Below are 17,322 nucleotides of genomic sequence, written 5' to 3'. Positions count from 1 at the left end.
ATGAGTCGCAAAGGAGAATGCTGGGACAACGCGGCGATGGAAAGCTTTTTTGCCACCCTCAAGCTGGAGCTGAACCTCGATAAAGCACAAGGAAACCGCTCTGACACGCGTAATTTAGTCTTTGAGTGGATTGAGGTGTTTTACAACCGTGAGCGGCGTCACTCCAGCTTAGGGTACCGCTCACCGACTCACTTTGAGGAACACCGCGCCACACTGAACTGATCCTCCACGAAGGCCTTGCAATATCACTGGCTTACCGACTTGGCCTATCTCCTTTGACACCTTGGGCCATGCCAAGCAACAAAACCACGAAAAAGACCGTCAATTTGGACATTCCTAAATCCGTTCAGGACAATGCCGAGCGAGGACTGAAGCTGCGCGAAGAACACGGCTTTGGCGGTACCAAAGTTGGTGAAGCGACAGCCAAGCTACTGGCCGCAGGTGGCACCGTTACGGCACGCAAAGCACGGCACATTGCCCGTTACTTTCCACGGCACGCCCACGACAACCTGGATCAGACGGGCAAAAGCGGCAAGCCATCACGCGGCTACATCGCTTGGCTCCTGTGGGGCGGCGACGCGGGGCGCACTTGGAGTGAAGGGCTTGTCGAGCAGTTGGAAAAAATGGAAGGCAACTAAGTACGATGTAGTTAACATTCCGCTTTACCCCAAACTGCGGAATAAAACTCCATTCCCACTACGACGTACTTTCTTCGATACTCGCTTCGCTCGGTTAATCTATAGATTAACTTCGACCTACTTAAATCGGAAGCCGGAGCTAGCTCATTCTCCCCTACCCCTGCACAGTGGGCTGATCTATTGAACGGAATTGTGCCGTCGCCCTTCACCTCGCAGGTGACGTTGTCAAGGTGGTTCTGGCAAATGAATCAGGGGGAGCTGATTGTCTGTGACTGACTGCAAGTCTGACCAGCACCGTTTGTCTCTGAGCAGTCTTCAATCTACCGTTCAGTCCTTCCACCGGCAGGTTACAGACCTCAAGTCCGGGGCATCAGGGATGGCGGAGGCTGGTCATTGGCTGGAATCTTATTCTTCATCCGTGCGTTGAAGCACTGCCTGGGGCAGATCCAGCGTATCTCTTGGTTGCTTGATGCCAGCCCTCCACCAGATCACAGCTTGGGCCTTCGCTGTTTACCGCACAAAGGCCTCCCCTTTTGCCTGCCTGTGAGCGCAGCATCACTACAGAGAGGGAGACCTACTCAGACTCCTGAATAGACCTCTTGCGAAAGTCATGACGGGCAGGCTCGGGTCAGGTTGCAGAGCGCGGCAATGAGTTGAACCCGGAGGGCGAAGCGACGCCGCCGATGGCGACAGATGCCCTTCAGCACATGAAAGACTTTCATCCGCCGAATGACATGCAGGGTGCCCTGCCGGGTATGCGCCAGCACACGGTTTTCTTGGCGTTGGTCAGCGGAGAGGGGCGACGCTCGCGTCGCCTTATGGGTGGTGATGGCGTGCCCGTGGGTTCTCCAGAGGCCCTGATACCCGGCGTCCCCGATCAGGGCTGTGTCGTGGGGCAACCGCACGCCAGATTGACGAAAGAGTTTTCGATCATGAACCGCTCCAGCACTTGTGGCGGTGCCCAACACGGCGCTGCGTCACCGTGCAGATCAGCAGCTGAAACTTCAGGGTATGCCGCTTTTTCTTGCCGCTGTACCAGCGGCGTTGCTTTTTTTGGGTCGTTCACAGGGCACTTCGGAAGCATCGACGGCAACGATGCTGTAGACGAGTTGCGCTTCCTGAAACACCCGCTTCCTCGGCATCTGGAACTGTGCACTGGCGATCAGGGCCGCTTCCACGCGTTCCACCGGAGGGTGCACGCCATCGTCATGCACGCCCCAATCGTCGCCAAGATGCGCGAAGGTGCGGTACTCGCGCCAGAATTCCAGCGTCATCAGGAGTTGTTCCGCCACGCTGAGCGCGGCCGGGCGGCCAGAGTTCTTCTTCCGTCCTTCGCGGAGGGTCAGCACCTCTTCCATCTCAGCAAAGGTTTCCGGGTAGACCCCGGTACGTCGACGAAATTGCTTGCGATTCATCTTCAGCGTGCGTGTCGGGCGGTCTCGCTCCACCCTGCCAGCTTAACCCACGACTTTCGCAAGAGGTCTAATGAAGCGCGAGTCTGTAATACAAAGAAAAAAGGCGATCCTCGTGGGTCGCCTTTAGATTGTTGCAGAATAGCGCGATATACAGAGGGAGTCCAACTATGCACGCGACTTGGCTGTTGCCCTCAAAGAACGGCACCCGTGTACTGATATCCCCTGTTCGCAGCTTCGGGCGAACATCTTTTCCCCCTGACCTTTTTCCATGACAACGCCCACCTACCTCGGCACCCTCAACGCGCATATCCAGCGCTTGCCTGACCTGCGTCTCGAACTGATGTTGCAGGCACAGTGCGGTTCAGAACCTCAGGCCTTCGAGCGGGTGCTCGCCCTGGGCTACGGCATCAGCCTGGCTATGGGCCTTTTCCTGTATGTGCCCGAACTGCTCCACTGGACCCGGCGCGTCCTGCAGTTCCGCAAGCAAGCTGCCCTCACGCCCCAGTTCTGGACCGCGCCAGATCCACCTGCCGCTGTGCTGGACCCCCTGCTCACCGCCGAGCGCGTGGCGCAGGTCCGGCTGGACATGGTTCGGCACTACGCCACCAGTCCCCTGCTGGTTCACGTCATCACCGGCTACCTGTTGGCGTGCGGTTACCCCCGCAGCGCGGGGACCTGGAGTACCATCGCCCGCCTGAGTGCGCCCCTGCTGTATCGCCCCTTCGCCTCTCTTCGGCCCCACCCGCTACGGACCACCATCTGGCCGCATCCTGACCGGCTGCGGCCACATCTGGGGAGAGACGCACAGGTCCACGATTATGAACTGACCCGGGTACATCATCTGACCCTCTCGCCCAGTGGCACGACCGTCTTGGTGCGGTATGAACGCCCTGGTCACCTCGGCATGCAGTTGATCGGCGTCTTCGATTGGATCCTCACCGGTCACGCCTCGCCCATCGGCAGGCCGTACAATGCCCAGCGCCTGATGGCTGAGCGGGCAGGATCTCTCGATGACCTGGACCTGGCCGCAGGCAGCCCGCTCAGGATGGATGGGGCCAGTCTGGCCCGGCTCCTTGCACGGTTCGGCCGCGCCATACCGGGTCCCATTCTCTGAGCGGGGTAGGGTTGCACCTCGTTCACTTGCCAGAACTTTGTTGCCTTACCGGGATTGAGCTTGAATAGCGTGCAGTACCCCCGGCTGCACCAGAATGTGCTCGCCGCCTGGGGCTAGGCGGTGCGCAACGCCGACCAGCTGTGAGCCAGGAGAGTACCGTGGTGGCAACTCGGCCCGCAGATCAGTCTGAAGCCACGGCCCCGTAGTTTCGTTGAGCCTGCCAAGGTGCCGCCCCGAATGCGTAATATTTGGTGGTGATCAGGTGAAGCGGTCCGCCGAGGCCCTGCGGCAACGTGGCCGTGTGCAGCCGAATGCCTTGATACAGCTGAGGCGACAATTCCTGAGCGGCGTAGCGGTGCAGGGCGCTGCGGTGCCAGTAGTGCAGCCCCGCCTCACTCCGCAGCACCACCAGATTCAGCCAGTCATGTGGGCCGAGTTGACGGGTGCTGTACCCCAAAATCATCCGGCTCTGATCGCGCTCCAGCTGTACGCCCAAGGCGGTATCCACCCGGTTGACCTCTTCCAGCAGAGCGGCCGAGACGTCGGTGCGGCACAGACCCCGGAACCCCACCACTGTTAAAGCGGACAGGGTACGCAGGCCTTCTGGGTCATAGAGGCGGTCAAGTTGAAGGGGGTTGAACTGGGTGGTGTCGGCGGGAAGGCCGTTCAGGGTCAGGCGCAGATGGGCCTGCATCTGGCACAGATCGTGCAGATCGGCGGCGCTGTGTTCGGGGTCGGCAAAGGTGTGGGCGGGAGCGATTTCACTCGGTGAGAGCAGGGGGCGACCCGGTCTTGGCTGTTGTTCAGACTGCAGTGGACTGCTGTATGGGTGGTCGCTGGAAGCAAGTTCAAACATAGGCAGACCTCTGAGCCAGGGGCGCTGTGTGTCGCCAGTGGTCGGCGTGGGCGGCTTCAGCCTGCAGAGGCAGGTAAGCAGCTTCGGTAGTGGCCACAAAGCGGCTGAAGCCCGCCTGCCGCAACAGTGCCCGGCCTGTGGGGTGGACGTGAAGTTCCGTCAGAGCCGCCTGAATCTGTTGGTGCAGCGCGGGCGGCAAGGTGCGGCGCAGCGTGACGGGAGGAATGGGGTAAGGGCCGAGGGTGGTCAGCACGCGCAGATGACGGCGCAGAGCAGGCCGCGCACGTAGGGCAGCGCTGAATACGGTGCTGTCGAGGCCCGCCGCGTCCACCTCACCCCTCAGCACCGCGTCCAGCGAGGCCAGATGAGAGCCGCTCCAGCGGGACACACCGAAGAATCCTGGCGGTAAACCCAGGCGGGCGGCATGGGCATGTAGCGCCACATATCCAGAAAACGAGGTCGGGTCGTTGTAGGTCCAGCGTCCGCCCTCAAGGTCTCCGAACTGCTGAGCGGGCGACTCTCCCCGCACGACGATATGGGTGGCGTACACTGCCTGCCCCTGTCCGAGTGGCACTGGAGCCGCTACCGGCACAAATGCCGAATGCTGCTGCAAAATCAGGCCGCACTGAAACGCGCCGTCTACTTCGGCGGCGGCCACGCTGCGGCGAGCAGCTGACCACTCGCCGGAAGGCAGCAGGCGCAACTGCTGGCCCAGGGGAACCGACAACTGAGCCAGCAGTTGCGTGTAAAAGCCGTGCAGGTGCGGCGAAAGCAGAGAGATGAAGGTCAGGCTGGTCATGCGGCTCCCCTGTGGGCGAGGGCAGACCGTGAAAACCGCAACTGGGTTTGGAACGGCGCGGCCAACTGATCACCAACAGTAAAGGTGACCGCCTGCGCCGCGCTGGAGAGGGGAAGGGCCAGCACAGCAGCACTCAGGGCGCGGGTCTGGAGAAGGTTGAAGGTCATGGGAAGCTCCTTGGCTACAGTTGAAAGCAGGTGGAAAAGTGGGTTTCAGGACCACCAGGCTTCAGATGGAGATGTCGCCGCTGGGCAGGTGGCTGGCCGAGGCGGTCACCGTCGCCGCCGGACGGAATGGGCCAAACACCACTCGGGAACAGGCAAGACTGAGGTGGGCTGAGGACCAAGGGAACCGGACACGGCAACCTCGTAAAGGCAGAAGGGAACTCTCTTCACCCTGTACGGAAAGGTCAGTCAGGAGAGCGGAGGAAGGAGGGCCAAGCTCACCCAGGACGAACTTCAGCCGGGGTCAGACGAACACAGTCACGCGGAGAACAGAGCTCAGGCGCAGCAACAACACATTCGCCCCGAACAGGGGGTCAGGTGGTGGCGGTCAGGCTGGCAGTGCGTCATAAGATCTCCCGGAGGGCGGGAGCAGGCCGATTTGTCTGTTCGGCCTGCCACCGCTCTGGCCCTACGTGACCCGTATTCGGGTTGGAGCTACCGTAGAGCAGTTTACAAAACTTGTCAACTACTTTAGGCTGGTGCATGTTTCCTTCCCTTCTTCAGCCGCCGTAACCTCCAGCTTTCATCTTCTTGCTGCGATGAGCCATAAGGATAGAGGGGAGCTGAAACCCGTGTGAATCGGCCATAGCAGGGGCCGCAGGCGCAGCGAAACTGCTTTTACAGACTCACTTGGCTCTTCTGGCTCGGTTGTCACGCAAGGACTCTGTTCCTCTCCCACTGTCCCCGGTTCTATCTGAGGAGAAACCATGAGCACCGTTTTGGATGAGATTCTGGCCGCCAACGCGCAGTATGTCCGTGAATTTGGAGAGCGGGCCACCCTGCCGCTGCCCCCGGCCCGCAGATTCGCCATCCTGACCTGCATGGACGCCCGGCTTGACCCAGCGCACTTTGCAGGCTTGAAAGAAGGGGACGCCCACGTGATTCGCAATGCAGGCGGACGGGCCAGCGACGACGCCATTCGCTCACTCGTGATTTCGCACAAACTGCTGGGCACCGAAGAGTTTTTCGTGGTGCACCATACCAACTGCGGGATGCAGCTCTTTACCAACGACATCATGGGCGAGTTGCTGGCCCACAGTCTCGACACAGCCGTGCTAGACGAACACGGCTGGCATGACGTGGGCCAGGGTCCCGGCTCGGCAGAAGGGCGCGGCGTAGACTGGTTGGCCTTCGACAATCTGGCCCAGAGCGTGCGCGACGACGTACAACGCATTCGGCACAGTCCGTTGGTTCCCAAAAATCTCCCTGTGCGTGGCTTCATTTACGACGTGACCACAGGTGGGCTTCAGGAAGTCAGTGAGGAACAAGAAGGCTGAACAGGCAATGCGGTCTCAAACCTTGCTCCAGCGCCCTGCCGCCAACTCCTGTTGTGGATGCCACAGGTGGTTCAGGCACGGGCTGTAGCTGCGGCCAGCCTGAAGATCCGTGGCCAGATCAGCCGCCGTGAAACGGGCCAAAACCGCGTGGGTCACGTCCCGCAGCTCGGTATACACGTCGCGCCGGATGCCGCAATCGTTCTGATGGACGCAGGGCACTGGAGCGCTCAGGCTGACGCACGACAGCGGTGCCACCGGGCGCTCCAACACCTGTACCACCTCGCGCAGCGTCACCTGCGTCGGCAAACGGGCCAGCTGGTATCCCCCGGCGCTGCCCCGCTTGGAGACCACGATCCCACCACGAACCAGGCAGGCCAGCACCCGCAGCAAAAACGCCCGGCTGAGCAGGGTGTGTTCACAGACCTCGGCTGCCGTGACCCAGCGGTCGGCATACGCCGCGAGGTACCCCACCGCCTGAAACGCGTGAACATCCAAACTGGAAAGTCGCATGCACCCACTGTAGCGGCATCTGGATGAATAGTTGACAGGATTTGTAATCTATCTGATGATTGGTCAAGCCGTTTCCAATTCAACCGCCCGCGTGTGTCTACCGCTCGGTCTGATCTTCCGCCCTCCTGTAGCCCTTCTCTCTCACTTTCCAAGGAGTTTCCATGAAGCGAATCCTCAGCACTGCTCTGCTGCTTGGCAGCGCGGCCACGGCGGCCACCCTCACCCTGCTCAACGTGTCGTATGACCCCACCCGTGAGCTGTATCAGGACATCAATGCGGCCTTTGCCAAGCAGTGGCAGGCCAAAACGGGCGATACCCTCAAAATCAATGCCTCACACGGCGGCAGTGGAGCGCAGGCCCGCAGCGTCATCGACGGCCTAGAAGCTGACATCGTGACCCTGGCGCTGGCTTACGACATCGACGCGATTGCCGACAAGGGCCTGTTGCCGGAAAACTGGCAAAAGCGCCTGGCCTACAACAGCAGTCCGTATACCTCGACCATCGTGTTTCTGGTGCGGCAAGGCAATCCCAAAGGCATCAAAGACTGGGGTGACCTCATCAAGCCCGGCGTGCAGGTCATCACGCCCAATCCCAAAACCAGTGGCGGGGCACGCTGGAATTTTCTGGCCGCGTGGGGCTGGGCACAGAAAAAATACAGCGGCGAGGCCGGGGCCAAAGACTACGTGACCAAGCTGTTCAAGAACGTCCCGGTGCTCGATTCGGGCGCCCGCGGCAGCACCACGACCTTCGTGGAGCGCGGAATCGGTGACGTCCTGTTGGCCTGGGAAAACGAGGCCCTGCTGGCCAGCCGGGAACTGGGGGTCGGCAAGTTCCAGATCATCGTCCCCAGCGTGAGCATTCTGGCCGAGCCGCCTGTCACGGTGGTGGACAAGAACGCGGCCAAGCACGGGACCGCCAAAGTAGCCAAAGCGTACCTGCAGTACCTTTACACCGCCGAAGCACAGGAGATCATTGCCAAGAATTTCTACCGCCCGCGCTCGCAAGACGTGGCGGCCAAGTATGCCTCACAGTTTCCCAAGGTGAACCTGTTCAGCATCGCGCAGTTTGGCGGCTGGCGGGCGGCCCAGAAGAAATTCTTTGCGGATGGCGGGGTGTTCGATCAGGTGTACGGCGGACGCTAAGGCGTGACTTCCCGCCTATTTCCTGGTCGCCCGGCCCGCCGCCACATCTTGCCGGGCCTGAACCTGACGCTGGGGTACGCCGTGCTGTACCTCAGTGTCATCGTGCTGATCCCTCTGGCCGCGTTGGTGCTCAAAGCAGCGGGACTGGGTGCGGAGGGTTTCTGGGCCGCCATCAATACTCCCCGGGTGTGGTCGGCCCTGCGGGTGTCGTTCCTGACTGCGCTGGCGGCCTCGCTGGTCAATCTGCCTACCGGACTGGTGATCGCGTGGACCCTGACCCGCTACCGTGTGCCGGGCCGCCGGGTGGTGGACGCCCTGATCGACCTGCCGTTTGCGCTCCCCACAGCGGTCGCAGGCATCACCCTGACCACCCTGCTGTCTCCCAACGGCTGGCTGGGTGCGCCGCTTCTGGAGGCGGGCCTGCGGGTGGCCTATACGCCGCTAGGCATCGTCGTGGCCCTGATCTTTATTGGCCTGCCGTTCGTGGTGCGCAGCCTGCAACCGGTACTGGAAGACCTGGGGCATGAGCCGGAAGAAGCGGCCCTGAGCCTCGGGGCCACCCCCAGCCAGACCTTCGCACGCGTGATCTTGCCCGCGCTGTCTCCAGCCCTGCTGAGCGGCTTCACGCTGGCGCTGGCCCGCACCATTGGGGAGTACGGCTCGGTGGTCTTTATCAGCGGCAATCTTCCCTTTAAAACTGAAATCGCGCCCCTGTTGATCGTGGGCAAGTTGGAGCAGTACGACTACGCAGGGGCAGCCGCCGTGGCCGTTGCCATGCTGGTGATCTCCGTCACCTTGCTGCTGGCGGCCAATGGAGCGCAGGCCCGCCTGAGTCGCCGGGGACAGGCGTGAGCGCCAGTAAGGCTCCAGCGCCGCAGCTTCGCCGGACCGGACCGCTGCTGCGGTGGTGGCCCGCGTTCATGGTCACTCTTACGCTGGTTCTGGTCGGCCTGCTGCTGGTCCTGCCCCTCCTGGTGGTACTGATCACCGCCCTTCGCAGCGGCGTCGGGCCTTACTTGCAGGCGCTCCAGACGCCGGACACCCTGTCGGCCCTGCGCCTGTCACTCCTCACGGTCTTGATTGTGGTGCCGCTCAACATGGTCTTCGGGGTCAGTGCGGCGTGGGCCACCGCCAAATTCGACTTTCCGGGCCGCAGTCTGCTGCTGACCCTGATTGACCTGCCGCTGGCCGTGTCTCCCGTCATTTCCGGACTGGTGTACGTACTGCTGTTCGGGCGGCAAGGGTGGCTGGGGCCGTGGCTGGAAGCCAATGATCTCAAGATCATCTTTGCCCCGGCGGGCATCGTTCTGGCGACCACCTTCGTGACCTTCGCATACGTGGCCCGCGAACTGATCCCTGTGATGCAGACGCAGGGCAAGGACGATGAAGAGGCGGCATTGACCCTCGGCGCAAGCGGATGGCAGACCTTCTCGCGCGTCACGCTGCCCAACATCCGCTGGGCGCTGCTGTACGGCGTCATCATGTGTAACGCCCGCGCCCTCGGAGAATTCGGCGCGGTGTCGGTGGTTTCCGGCAAGATTCGCGGCCTCACCAACACGCTGCCGCTGCATGTGGAAATCCTTTACAACGAGTACCAGACGGTGGCCGCGTTTGCCGTGGCTTCTCTCCTGGCGCTGTTCGCCCTGCTCACCCTCGGCCTCAAGGCCCTGATCGAATCCCGCACAGGACACCCCCACCCATGAGCATTCAGGTTCAGCATCTCAGCAAACAGTTCGGCACCTTCGCCGCCCTTCAAGACGTGACCCTCAACGTGCCCGACGGTCAGCTCGTCGCCCTGCTCGGCCCCAGCGGATCGGGTAAAACGACCCTGCTGCGCGTGATCGCCGGACTGGAAATTCCGGACACTGGGCGGGTGCTGTTGGGAGGTCAGGACATCACGCAAGTGGGTCCCGGCGGACGCGGCATCGGCTTCGTCTTTCAGCATTACGCCCTCTTCAAGCATCTGTCGGTCTTTGAAAACGTGGCGTTTGGTTTAAAGGTCAAGCGGGGGGGCCAGCGTCCCGCACCACCTGTGATTCGTGACAAGGTGATGCGCCTGCTGGAACTCGTGCAGCTCGACTGGGCCGCAGCCCGCTATCCAGCGCAGCTGTCCGGCGGGCAGCGGCAACGGGTGGCCCTGGCGCGGGCGCTGGCGGTTGAACCTCAGGTGCTTTTGCTGGATGAACCCTTTGGAGCACTGGACGCCTCGGTGCGCCAGGAACTGCGCGACTGGCTGCGCCGCCTGCACGACGAAATTCACCTCACCAGCATCTTCGTGACCCATGATCAGGCCGAGGCGTTGGAGATTGCCGACCGCATCGTGGTCTTCAATGCCGGTCAGATTGAGCAGGAAGGCACGCCCGAAGAGGTGTATGACCATCCAGCCACGCTGTTCACCTACCGTTTTCTGGGCAAGGCCAATGTGCTGGACCGGGCAGGCGGTCAGGTGACTTTGGCCCGTCCACACGACCTGCACCTGCATCTGCAACCGGTGCCTGGTGCCTGGGCGAGCGTGATCACCCGCATTCATGTGGTCGGGCCGGAAGCGCGGGTGGATGTCACGCGCTCAGACCAGTCGGGTGCTCTGGAAGTGTACCTGCCCAAAACCCAGCTGGGCGGCGCGTCTGTCGGCCAGATCGTCTACCTGACCGCCGGGCGACAGGTGACCTTGCCGGAAGGGGAGTGACCCCAGCAATTCCGGCGAATGGTTGAGGTCAGGCAACTCTTCCTGATCGGCATGTGCAGGTCAGGCTTCCTGCCCCTGACCTACGCCGTTCCGAGGTGAATCAAGCGGTGCCAGGGGACATCCAGTACCAGCGTCTTGAGCGCCAGGAGCAACACGGTGGTTACGAACAGACGGCGAATCCAGCGCTCGTCCAGGCGGAGGGTCCACCGGGCACCCAGGGTGGCCCCGGCATACATCACGGCACTGAGGATCAGGCCCAACCGCCAATCCACCGCGCCCTTCAGGGCAAAGATCAACGTGGCGACCAGCGAGGACGCCACGTTGATGACTTTGGTGGTCGCCACGGCCCGCAGAAACGCCATACGGAAGGCAGTCAGGAACGCGGCGGTCAGAAGCGTCACGTAGCCGCCGCTGAAAAACCCCCCATACACCGCGAGCAAGAACGTCAGGCCGTAGCCCAGAGCAAGTTGCCAGCGGTGTGGCAGCGCGGTCACTGGAGGGCGGGAACGCCGTGGACGCAACACCACCGCCGCCACCACCAGCATGGCCCCCGCAATGATCACAGGGAGCCACGCCTGCGGGATGGCGAAGACCAGGAGCGCTCCAATAACGGAGCCGACCAAGGTCAATCCGATGAGGAGAGGGAGGCGTGGCCGGTCCAGTACGTTGCCGCGCAAAAAGGGCACGGACGCCCCGACGCTCATGGCCGTGAGCGCGAGCATGTTGGTGCCCAGTGCCGTGACGGGGGGCACGCCGAAGGCCAGCAGCGCCGGAACGGTGATCAGAGACGTGGCCCCGGTGACGACACTGATCACGCTGGTCAGGAAGAAGATCAGGGACAGCGCCAGGAGATCAAGCAGGGACACGGACGCCCAGTGTAGGAGACGCAGCGCTCCAGCCCCCCGCTTTGTCTGATGTCCTGAGCCGCAGGTCAGGGCCGCCGCATTGTTGAAAAATCATCGTGAACTCCAGGCGGCCTAGAGAGAGACGGTTGCGATGGCCTCACTTTTGCTTCAGATGGGGGCAAGCTCAGGGACGCAGTCTTCCTGATTCTCGTGTAGCCCTGGCCGGTCAAGAGGCCACGCGGTCCTTAAGAATCTTCTCCCCCGATTTCAGCGGTCTGTCCAGACGGTTCGATCACGACCTCAATGTCAATCTGGGCAGCGAGGCTGGCCCCAATGGTGCAGTACTTCTCGTGCGACAGGTGGGCGGCTTTCTCGAGCGCCTCCATACTCACGCCTTCACCCTGCGCGAAGTGGCGCAGCACGTAGCGCTCGTAGCGGGGCGGAACACTGCCCTCTGCCCTGAAACCTTCCACGGTCACGCGGTAAGCGCTCAGAGGCGTGCGGCGTTTGTCCATGATCTCGACGACGTCATACATCGTGCAGGACGCCAGCGCACTCATCAACGCGTCCATCGGGCCGACCCCGATGCGGTGCTCTGCGCTCATGTCGATGACGATCTGCTGTCCTGCCGGATTGGTACTGGCATACCGCTGGTCGCCAAGGTGGTGGATGGTCAGGGTTTTGCTGGGATTCATCTGGAGTTTTCTCCTTACTTCGTTCGTGGATCGAGGGCGTCCCGCAGCCCGTCTCCAAGCAGGTTGATGGACAGCACGGTGAGCGCGATCATCACGCCGGGGAAGACTTCGAGCCACCAGGCCTGCGGCAGGAAACGGCGTCCACTGCTGAGCATTTCTCCCCAGTCGCTGACCGGCGGCTGCACGCCCAACCCGAGGAAGCTCAGGCCTGCCGCCGCCAGGATGGCGTACCCCACACTGACCGTGGCCTGCACGATCAGCGGCGACGCGACATTGGGCAGAACGTGCCGCAGCAGTACGCGGGGGTGGGGTGCGCCCAGGGCATGCGCGGCTTCCACAAACTCGCCCTGTTTCACTTGCAGCACCTCGGCGCGTACCAGACGTGCGAAGGTGGGCATGAGACCGATGCCGATGGCCAGCACTGCATTCTGAAAACCGGGGCCGAGCGTTCCAAGAATAGCGAGCGCCAGCAGCAGCCCAGGAAAGGCCAGCAGGACGTCCATGACCCGCATGATCAGGGTGTCGGCGGTGCGGCCGATGTACCCGGCCAGCAGACCCAGGAGAGTGCCGACACCCGCGCCAAGCAGAACCGGCAGCACGCCGGACAGCAAAGACACCCGCCCGCCATGAAGGATACGGCTGAGGACGCTGCGGCCGAAGTCGTCTGTGCCGAGCCAGGCAGATGGGTTCGGAGGTTTGAGCCGGTTGAACCAGTTCTGCGTATTGGGTGCCTCGGGGGCCAGGACAGGCGCCAGCAGGGCCAACATCACCAACACGAACAGCAGCGTTGCGCCCGTTTTCACCGACAGATTCCGCCCCAGCTTGCGCCATACAGGATGACGCGACCGGACAGGCACGGTGCCCATACGTGACACCCTGAAACTACGCATACTGCACCCGCGGATTGAGTGCCGCGTAGGCGAGGTCCACGGCGAGATTGACGAAGGTATACAGCACGGCGATGAATACGGTGATGCCCTGAACGAGGTGAATATCTCTGGTCTGGATTGCCTGAAGCGTCAGTCGGCCCAGGCCGGGCCACGCAAAAATCGACTCGGTGATGGCGGCGCCGCCCAGCAGTCCGCCGAACTCCAGACCAACCACCGTGACGACGGGAATGAGCGCGTTACGGAGCGCATGCCGGAGCACGCCTGAACGCGGCAGGCCTTTGGCACGTGCGGTGCGGACGTAATCCTGATCCAGGGTGCCCAGAAGGCTGGCGCGGGTCATGCGGGTGATCAGCGCGACTGACCCGAAAGCGAGCGTCACAGCGGGCAGCACGAGGTTGGCGGGCGAGCCGCTGCCGGAAGCAGGCAGCCAGCCGAGGTTGAGAGCGAAGACCAACATCAGCATCACGGCCAGCCAGAAGCTGGGAATGCTGATGCCGAGCAGCACCATCACCATGACCACAGCGTCCCAGGCGGTGCGCCGTTTGACAGCCGCGAGAATGCCGAGCGGCACGGCCACCAGGACCGCCACCGCGAGGGCAACTGTGGTCAGCAGCAGCGTGTGCGGAAACCGCGCGAGAATCTCGGTGAGTACGGGCGTGCCCGTCCGCACGGAGGCGAGCTGACCTGTGATGAAGTCGCTGAGGAAGCGTCCGTACTGGAGGTACCAGGGGTCATTCAGACCGTAGGCGTCCCGCAGGCGGGCGAGTTCGGCTGCGCCCATGCCCTGAGCGTCCTCACCGAGCAGGGCCACGAGCGGGTCGCCTGGGGTCAGTTTGAGGAGCAAAAATACGAGCAGGGTCACGCCGAACACGACGGGAACGAGGCTGAGCAGTCGGCGCAGCGTGTAGCGGATCAAGTGGGGTCGCCGCTCCTTTACTTCAGGGTGGCGTTCGAGAGGTCGAGGTTGATCCAGGAGTAGCGCCACACTTCGCCCTGCAGGCGGGTACTTTTGGCATAGCTGGAAAGCGGATAGTACAGCGCGAGAAGCGGCAGGTCCTGGTCAATCTGTTCCTGGGCACTCTGGTAGAGCTTGAGGCGGTCGGCCTGATTGTTGCTGCGGCGGGCGTCGAGCAGCAGCTTGTCAACCTTGACGTTGCGGTACAGCGCATTGTTGTTCACCGGAATTTCCCGGGAATGAAAGAGCGCGTACAGCGCATAATCGGCATCCAGGGTGACGGTTCCCCAGCCACTGATGAACAGTTCGGCGTGATTGGGCTTCTGAACCGCAGTGGTGTAGGCGCTGTAGTCGAGGATCTGAACGCTGGTGGTCAGACCAATCTGGGACAGGGAGAACTGGATGGCCTCAGCCAGCTGACGGTTCTCGGCGCTTTCGTAGGTCACCAGGCTGATTTTGGTGCCGTCTTTCACGCCCGCTTCACGCAGGAGCTTGCGGGCGGCCTCGACGTTGTAGGGACGTGGATTGAGATTTTTGCCCGCACCGTACACCGTGGGGGGAACCGGGGCGGTGGCCTTGACGGCGAGACCCTGACGGAGAATCTTGACGATGCTGTCGCGATCAATCGCCTGCGCGATGGCCCGGCGGACCTTGACGTTCTTGGTGATGCCGCTCTGGGTGTTGAACCCCAGGAAGGTCGATCCCCAGCCGAGCTTTTTGTAGACCGCGAGCTTCGGGTTGTTTTCGAGGTCATTGAGACTTTCGGGCGGCACGCTGGTGATCAGGTCGACGCGACCAGTACGCAGCTCAACGATCTGTGTGGCGATATCGGGGATGATACGGAAGACGAGCTTGTCGATCTGGACCTTTCCGCCCCAGTAGGCCTTGTTGCTGTTCAGTTGAATCTGGTTGCCCGTGTTCCAGCGGTCGAATTCAAACGGCCCGGTTCCTACGGGATTGCGGCCAAAGTCCTTGCCGAACTTGCGGGCACTGGTCGGCGACACGATGGCGGTCACCGGATGGGTGAGATGGGCCAGCAGCGGCGCGAAAGGCTCGCTCGTGGTGATCTCGATGGTGTCCGTGTCGATGATTTTGATGGTTTTGATGATATTCAGGACATACGCGCCTGGCGCTTTGGACGCGGGATCGATAAGACGCTCAAAGCTGAATTTGACGGCGGCAGCGTTGAAAGGCGTGCCGTCATGAAATTTGACGTTCTTCCGGAGTTCAAAGCGCCAGGTCGTCGGCGTGACACGTTTCCAACTGGTGGCCAGACGGGGTTTGATGCCGTCGTCGTCGCGGTAGAGCAGGCTGTCGTAGATCTGGTTGGTGATGCCGAAAGCGTTGCCGCTGAAGGTGAGGTTCGGGTCAAGAGTGGGGGCATCGTTGGCCGTGGCGACCGTGACGGTATTCCCCTGTGCATTTGCGGTGGCGAGAGTGGCGGTCAGGAGCAAGAGGGTCAGGGTTTTCAGGGTCTGCATAGGTTCTCCCGGGTGAACAGGCCGGACGTGTTCCGTTGTTCAGAGACGAGTTTCTCGGAGACGAATTGATCAGAGAGGTGAAGACTCGGAGGGCACCAAGGCCCGGCCTTCACGCTGTTCTGCACAGCTCAGAAGGCGGGCACCACTGCGCCGCCATATTTTTTGAGAAGAAAAGCCCGTACCTCAGGACTTTGAAGCGCCTTGACCAGTTTCAGGTAATCGGCATTCTTGAGCGTGGCGGGTTTGACAGCCAGCAGGTTCGCGTACGGACTGCGCCTGTCTTCCAGCAGCAGCGCGTCCTTGAGGGGGTTGAGACCTGCGTCCAGGGCGTAGTTGGTGTTGATGACGGCGGCGTCCACGTCCCCCAGCGCACGAGGAAGCTGAGCGGCCTCCAGCTCGCGGAAACGCAGCCGCTTGACGTTGGTGGTGATGTCCAGCGGCGTGGCATTGACCCCCACCCCTGCCTTCAGGCGGATCAGTCCGGCCTGCTCCAGCAGCTTGAGGGCGCGTCCACTGTTGCTCGGATCGTTGGGAATGGCGATGGTCGCGCCGCTCTTCAGGTCACGCAGGCTCTTGACGCGTCGGCTGTAGACCCCGATGGGTTCCACGTGCACCTTGGCCCCCGCCACCAGACCCAGCGGGCGGTCCTTCTGAAACGCGGTGAGGTAGGGCAGGTGTTGAAAGAAATTCACGTCGATGCTGCCGTCGGCCAGCGCCAGGTTGGGCTGCACGTAATCGGAGAATTCCCGGACGACCAGGGTCACGCCCTGCCTGGCGAGGGTGGGTTTGATGAATTCCAGAATTTCAGCGTGAGGTACGGGGCTGGCCCCCACGCGCAGGGTTCCGGCGAGGGCCGAGGTAGACAGACTGAGGGCGGCGAGCAACACGAGGGTTTTCATGGTCAGGACTCCTGAGAGAAAGTGAAGAGGGAAAATCAGAACGCCGGAATGATGCTGCCGCCGTACTTCTTGAGCAGCCAGGCTTTGGCCTCTGGGCTGGTCAGGGCCTGAGCCAACTTCTTCAGGTCGGGGTTGTTCCGTTGGCTGCGGGTGGTGGCGAGAATATTGACGTACACGCTGTTCGGTCCCTCACGGAAGATGGCGTCCTGTGTAGGATTGAGACCGACTTCCAGGGCGTAGTTGGTGTTGATGATGGCCGCGTCCACGTCGGCCAGCGAGCGGGGCAACTGCGCGGCCTCCAGTTCGCGGAAACGGAGCTGCTTGACGTTGCTCACGATGTCGGTGAGGTTGGCCCGCACGCCCGCGCCCGGCTTCAGACGGATCAGTCCTGCGCGTTCGAGCAGCAGCAGCGCCCGCGCCCCGTTGCTGGGATCGTTGGGAATGGCGAGGGTCGCGCCGCGCCTGAGTTCCGTGACCTTCGTGACCCGTTTGCTGTACAGCCCCAGTGGGGGCAGGTACACCTTGGTGACCGGCACGATGTTCAGGGGGCGATTTTGCTGAAAGGCGTCCAGATAGGGTTGGTGCTGGAACAGGTTGGCGTCCAGGCTGCCCTCTCCCAGCGCAACGTTGGGCTGCACGTAATCTGAAAACTCACGCACGATCAACGTCACCCCCTGCCGGGCCAGGAGGGGTTTCACAAAGTCAAGCAGTTCGCCTGCGGGCACAGGAGTGGCCCCGACCCGCAGGGTGCCTGCCGAGGCCTGTCCGGCCAGGGCGAGCAACAGAAGGCTGCTGAGGACACGAAAACGGATGGTGGTGGACATGACACGCTCCTTGAGCAACTGGGGTGAAGAGGGGCCGATCACCCCGGAATCAACGGGGTGGAGCACAGGTGG

The 17,322-nt window shown here is 62.1% G+C and carries 21 protein-coding genes; 8 read left to right on the top strand and 13 right to left on the bottom strand.

Features of this window, described 5'->3' with window-relative positions; all coding sequences use genetic code 11:
* Both F561_RS0120965 and F561_RS0120960 read left to right on the top strand, forming a co-directional pair.
* Window positions 1-222: integrase core domain-containing protein (locus F561_RS0120965; protein ID WP_019011933.1), on the top strand; the 222-nt coding region annotated here is incomplete at its 5' end.
* Window positions 223-290: 68 nt separating this feature from the next.
* The gene (locus F561_RS0120960; RefSeq protein WP_019011932.1) at window positions 291-638 is read left to right on the top strand and encodes a hypothetical protein; all 348 of its coding nucleotides are present in this window, start codon (window positions 291-293) and stop codon (window positions 636-638) included.
* 608 nt (window positions 639-1,246) lie between these two features.
* Here F561_RS0120960 and F561_RS30155 read toward each other — a convergent pair.
* Window positions 1,247-1,606, bottom strand: a complete 360-nt coding sequence (locus tag F561_RS30155; protein WP_281166611.1) for a transposase family protein — start codon at window positions 1,604-1,606, stop codon at window positions 1,247-1,249.
* A gap of 36 nt (window positions 1,607-1,642) precedes the next feature.
* Entirely contained in the window at window positions 1,643-2,086 is a 444-nt protein-coding gene (locus F561_RS30150) for a transposase family protein (RefSeq protein WP_245556606.1), read from the bottom strand.
* A 235-nt stretch (window positions 2,087-2,321) separates the two neighbouring features.
* Here F561_RS30150 and F561_RS0120950 point away from each other — a divergent pair, with 235 nt between their 5' ends.
* Window positions 2,322-3,167 (top strand): hypothetical protein, encoded by an 846-nt coding sequence (locus F561_RS0120950; protein ID WP_019011929.1) that lies wholly within the window; start codon window positions 2,322-2,324, stop codon window positions 3,165-3,167.
* Window positions 3,168-3,348: 181 nt separating this feature from the next.
* Here the strand turns inward: F561_RS0120950 and F561_RS0120945 are convergent, their stop codons facing one another.
* Genes F561_RS0120945 through F561_RS29735 form a run of 3 tightly spaced genes read right to left on the bottom strand, consistent with a single transcriptional unit; the run spans window position 3,349 to window position 4,989 of the window.
* Entirely contained in the window at window positions 3,349-4,023 is a 675-nt protein-coding gene (locus tag F561_RS0120945; RefSeq protein ID WP_019011928.1) for a hypothetical protein, read from the bottom strand.
* Entirely contained in the window at window positions 4,016-4,822 is an 807-nt protein-coding gene (locus F561_RS0120940; RefSeq protein WP_019011927.1) for a phosphate/phosphite/phosphonate ABC transporter substrate-binding protein, read from the bottom strand. Before F561_RS0120940 ends, F561_RS0120945 begins: the two co-directional genes overlap by 8 nt.
* Window positions 4,819-4,989 carry a hypothetical protein gene (locus F561_RS29735; RefSeq protein ID WP_019011926.1) on the bottom strand — a complete coding sequence of 57 codons (171 nt, stop codon included), beginning with the start codon at window positions 4,987-4,989 and terminating at the stop codon, window positions 4,819-4,821. Before F561_RS29735 ends, F561_RS0120940 begins: the two co-directional genes overlap by 4 nt.
* Window positions 4,990-5,753: 764 nt before the next feature.
* Between F561_RS29735 and F561_RS0120930 the strand changes: the two genes are divergently transcribed.
* Window positions 5,754-6,323 carry a beta-class carbonic anhydrase gene (locus F561_RS0120930; protein ID WP_019011925.1) on the top strand — a complete coding sequence of 190 codons (570 nt, stop codon included), beginning with the start codon at window positions 5,754-5,756 and terminating at the stop codon, window positions 6,321-6,323.
* Between the two features lie 15 nt (window positions 6,324-6,338).
* On the opposite strand, the gene F561_RS0120925 is transcribed toward F561_RS0120930, so the two are convergent.
* The gene (locus F561_RS0120925) at window positions 6,339-6,833 is read right to left on the bottom strand and encodes an RrF2 family transcriptional regulator (RefSeq protein WP_026299120.1); all 495 of its coding nucleotides are present in this window, start codon (window positions 6,831-6,833) and stop codon (window positions 6,339-6,341) included.
* 161 nt (window positions 6,834-6,994) lie between these two features.
* On the opposite strand from F561_RS0120925, the gene F561_RS0120920 reads away from it, so the two are divergent.
* From F561_RS0120920 to F561_RS0120905, 4 genes are read left to right on the top strand one after another with little or no spacing between them, the layout of a single operon-like run.
* Window positions 6,995-7,975 carry a sulfate ABC transporter substrate-binding protein gene (locus F561_RS0120920; protein ID WP_019011923.1) on the top strand — a complete coding sequence of 327 codons (981 nt, stop codon included), beginning with the start codon at window positions 6,995-6,997 and terminating at the stop codon, window positions 7,973-7,975.
* A 3-nt stretch (window positions 7,976-7,978) separates the two neighbouring features.
* Window positions 7,979-8,827 carry a sulfate ABC transporter permease subunit CysT gene (gene cysT, locus F561_RS0120915; RefSeq protein ID WP_019011922.1) on the top strand — a complete coding sequence of 283 codons (849 nt, stop codon included), beginning with the start codon at window positions 7,979-7,981 and terminating at the stop codon, window positions 8,825-8,827.
* Window positions 8,824-9,678, top strand: coding sequence for a sulfate ABC transporter permease subunit CysW (cysW, locus tag F561_RS0120910; RefSeq protein ID WP_019011921.1), 855 nt, complete (start codon window positions 8,824-8,826; stop codon window positions 9,676-9,678). The genes cysT and cysW overlap by 4 nt, the downstream gene beginning before the upstream one ends.
* Entirely contained in the window at window positions 9,675-10,661 is a 987-nt protein-coding gene (locus F561_RS0120905) for a sulfate/molybdate ABC transporter ATP-binding protein (RefSeq protein WP_019011920.1), read from the top strand. The genes cysW and F561_RS0120905 overlap by 4 nt, the downstream gene beginning before the upstream one ends.
* An 80-nt stretch (window positions 10,662-10,741) precedes the next feature.
* Here the strand turns inward: F561_RS0120905 and F561_RS0120900 are convergent, their stop codons facing one another.
* The 7 genes from F561_RS0120900 to F561_RS0120870 all read right to left on the bottom strand — a co-directional run bounded on the left by F561_RS0120900 (window position 10,742) and on the right by F561_RS0120870 (window position 17,250).
* Window positions 10,742-11,527: a sulfite exporter TauE/SafE family protein gene (locus F561_RS0120900; RefSeq protein ID WP_019011919.1), complete on the bottom strand. Its 786-nt coding sequence runs from the start codon at window positions 11,525-11,527 to the stop codon at window positions 10,742-10,744.
* Between the two features lie 224 nt (window positions 11,528-11,751).
* Window positions 11,752-12,201 carry an OsmC family protein gene (locus tag F561_RS0120895; RefSeq protein ID WP_019011918.1) on the bottom strand — a complete coding sequence of 150 codons (450 nt, stop codon included), beginning with the start codon at window positions 12,199-12,201 and terminating at the stop codon, window positions 11,752-11,754.
* Between the two features lie 14 nt (window positions 12,202-12,215).
* A complete protein-coding gene (locus F561_RS0120890) occupies window positions 12,216-13,067 on the bottom strand; it encodes an ABC transporter permease (RefSeq protein WP_019011917.1) in 852 nt (283 codons plus the stop codon).
* A 16-nt stretch (window positions 13,068-13,083) separates the two neighbouring features.
* The gene (locus F561_RS0120885) at window positions 13,084-14,007 is read right to left on the bottom strand and encodes an ABC transporter permease (RefSeq protein WP_019011916.1); all 924 of its coding nucleotides are present in this window, start codon (window positions 14,005-14,007) and stop codon (window positions 13,084-13,086) included.
* A 17-nt stretch (window positions 14,008-14,024) separates the two neighbouring features.
* Window positions 14,025-15,527, bottom strand: coding sequence for an ABC transporter substrate-binding protein (locus F561_RS0120880; RefSeq protein WP_019011915.1), 1,503 nt, complete (start codon window positions 15,525-15,527; stop codon window positions 14,025-14,027).
* Between the two features lie 128 nt (window positions 15,528-15,655).
* A complete protein-coding gene (locus F561_RS0120875; protein ID WP_019011914.1) occupies window positions 15,656-16,426 on the bottom strand; it encodes a MetQ/NlpA family ABC transporter substrate-binding protein in 771 nt (256 codons plus the stop codon).
* 35 nt (window positions 16,427-16,461) lie between these two features.
* Window positions 16,462-17,250 (bottom strand): MetQ/NlpA family ABC transporter substrate-binding protein, encoded by a 789-nt coding sequence (locus F561_RS0120870; RefSeq protein WP_019011913.1) that lies wholly within the window; start codon window positions 17,248-17,250, stop codon window positions 16,462-16,464.
* Window positions 17,251-17,322: the final 72 nt, after the last annotated feature.

Source organism: Deinococcus aquatilis DSM 23025 (genome assembly GCF_000378445.1).
Taxonomy (GTDB): domain Bacteria; phylum Deinococcota; class Deinococci; order Deinococcales; family Deinococcaceae; genus Deinococcus; species Deinococcus aquatilis.
Note: the sequence above shows the minus strand (reverse complement) of the source record. Positions and strands in the feature narration are given on the sequence as shown.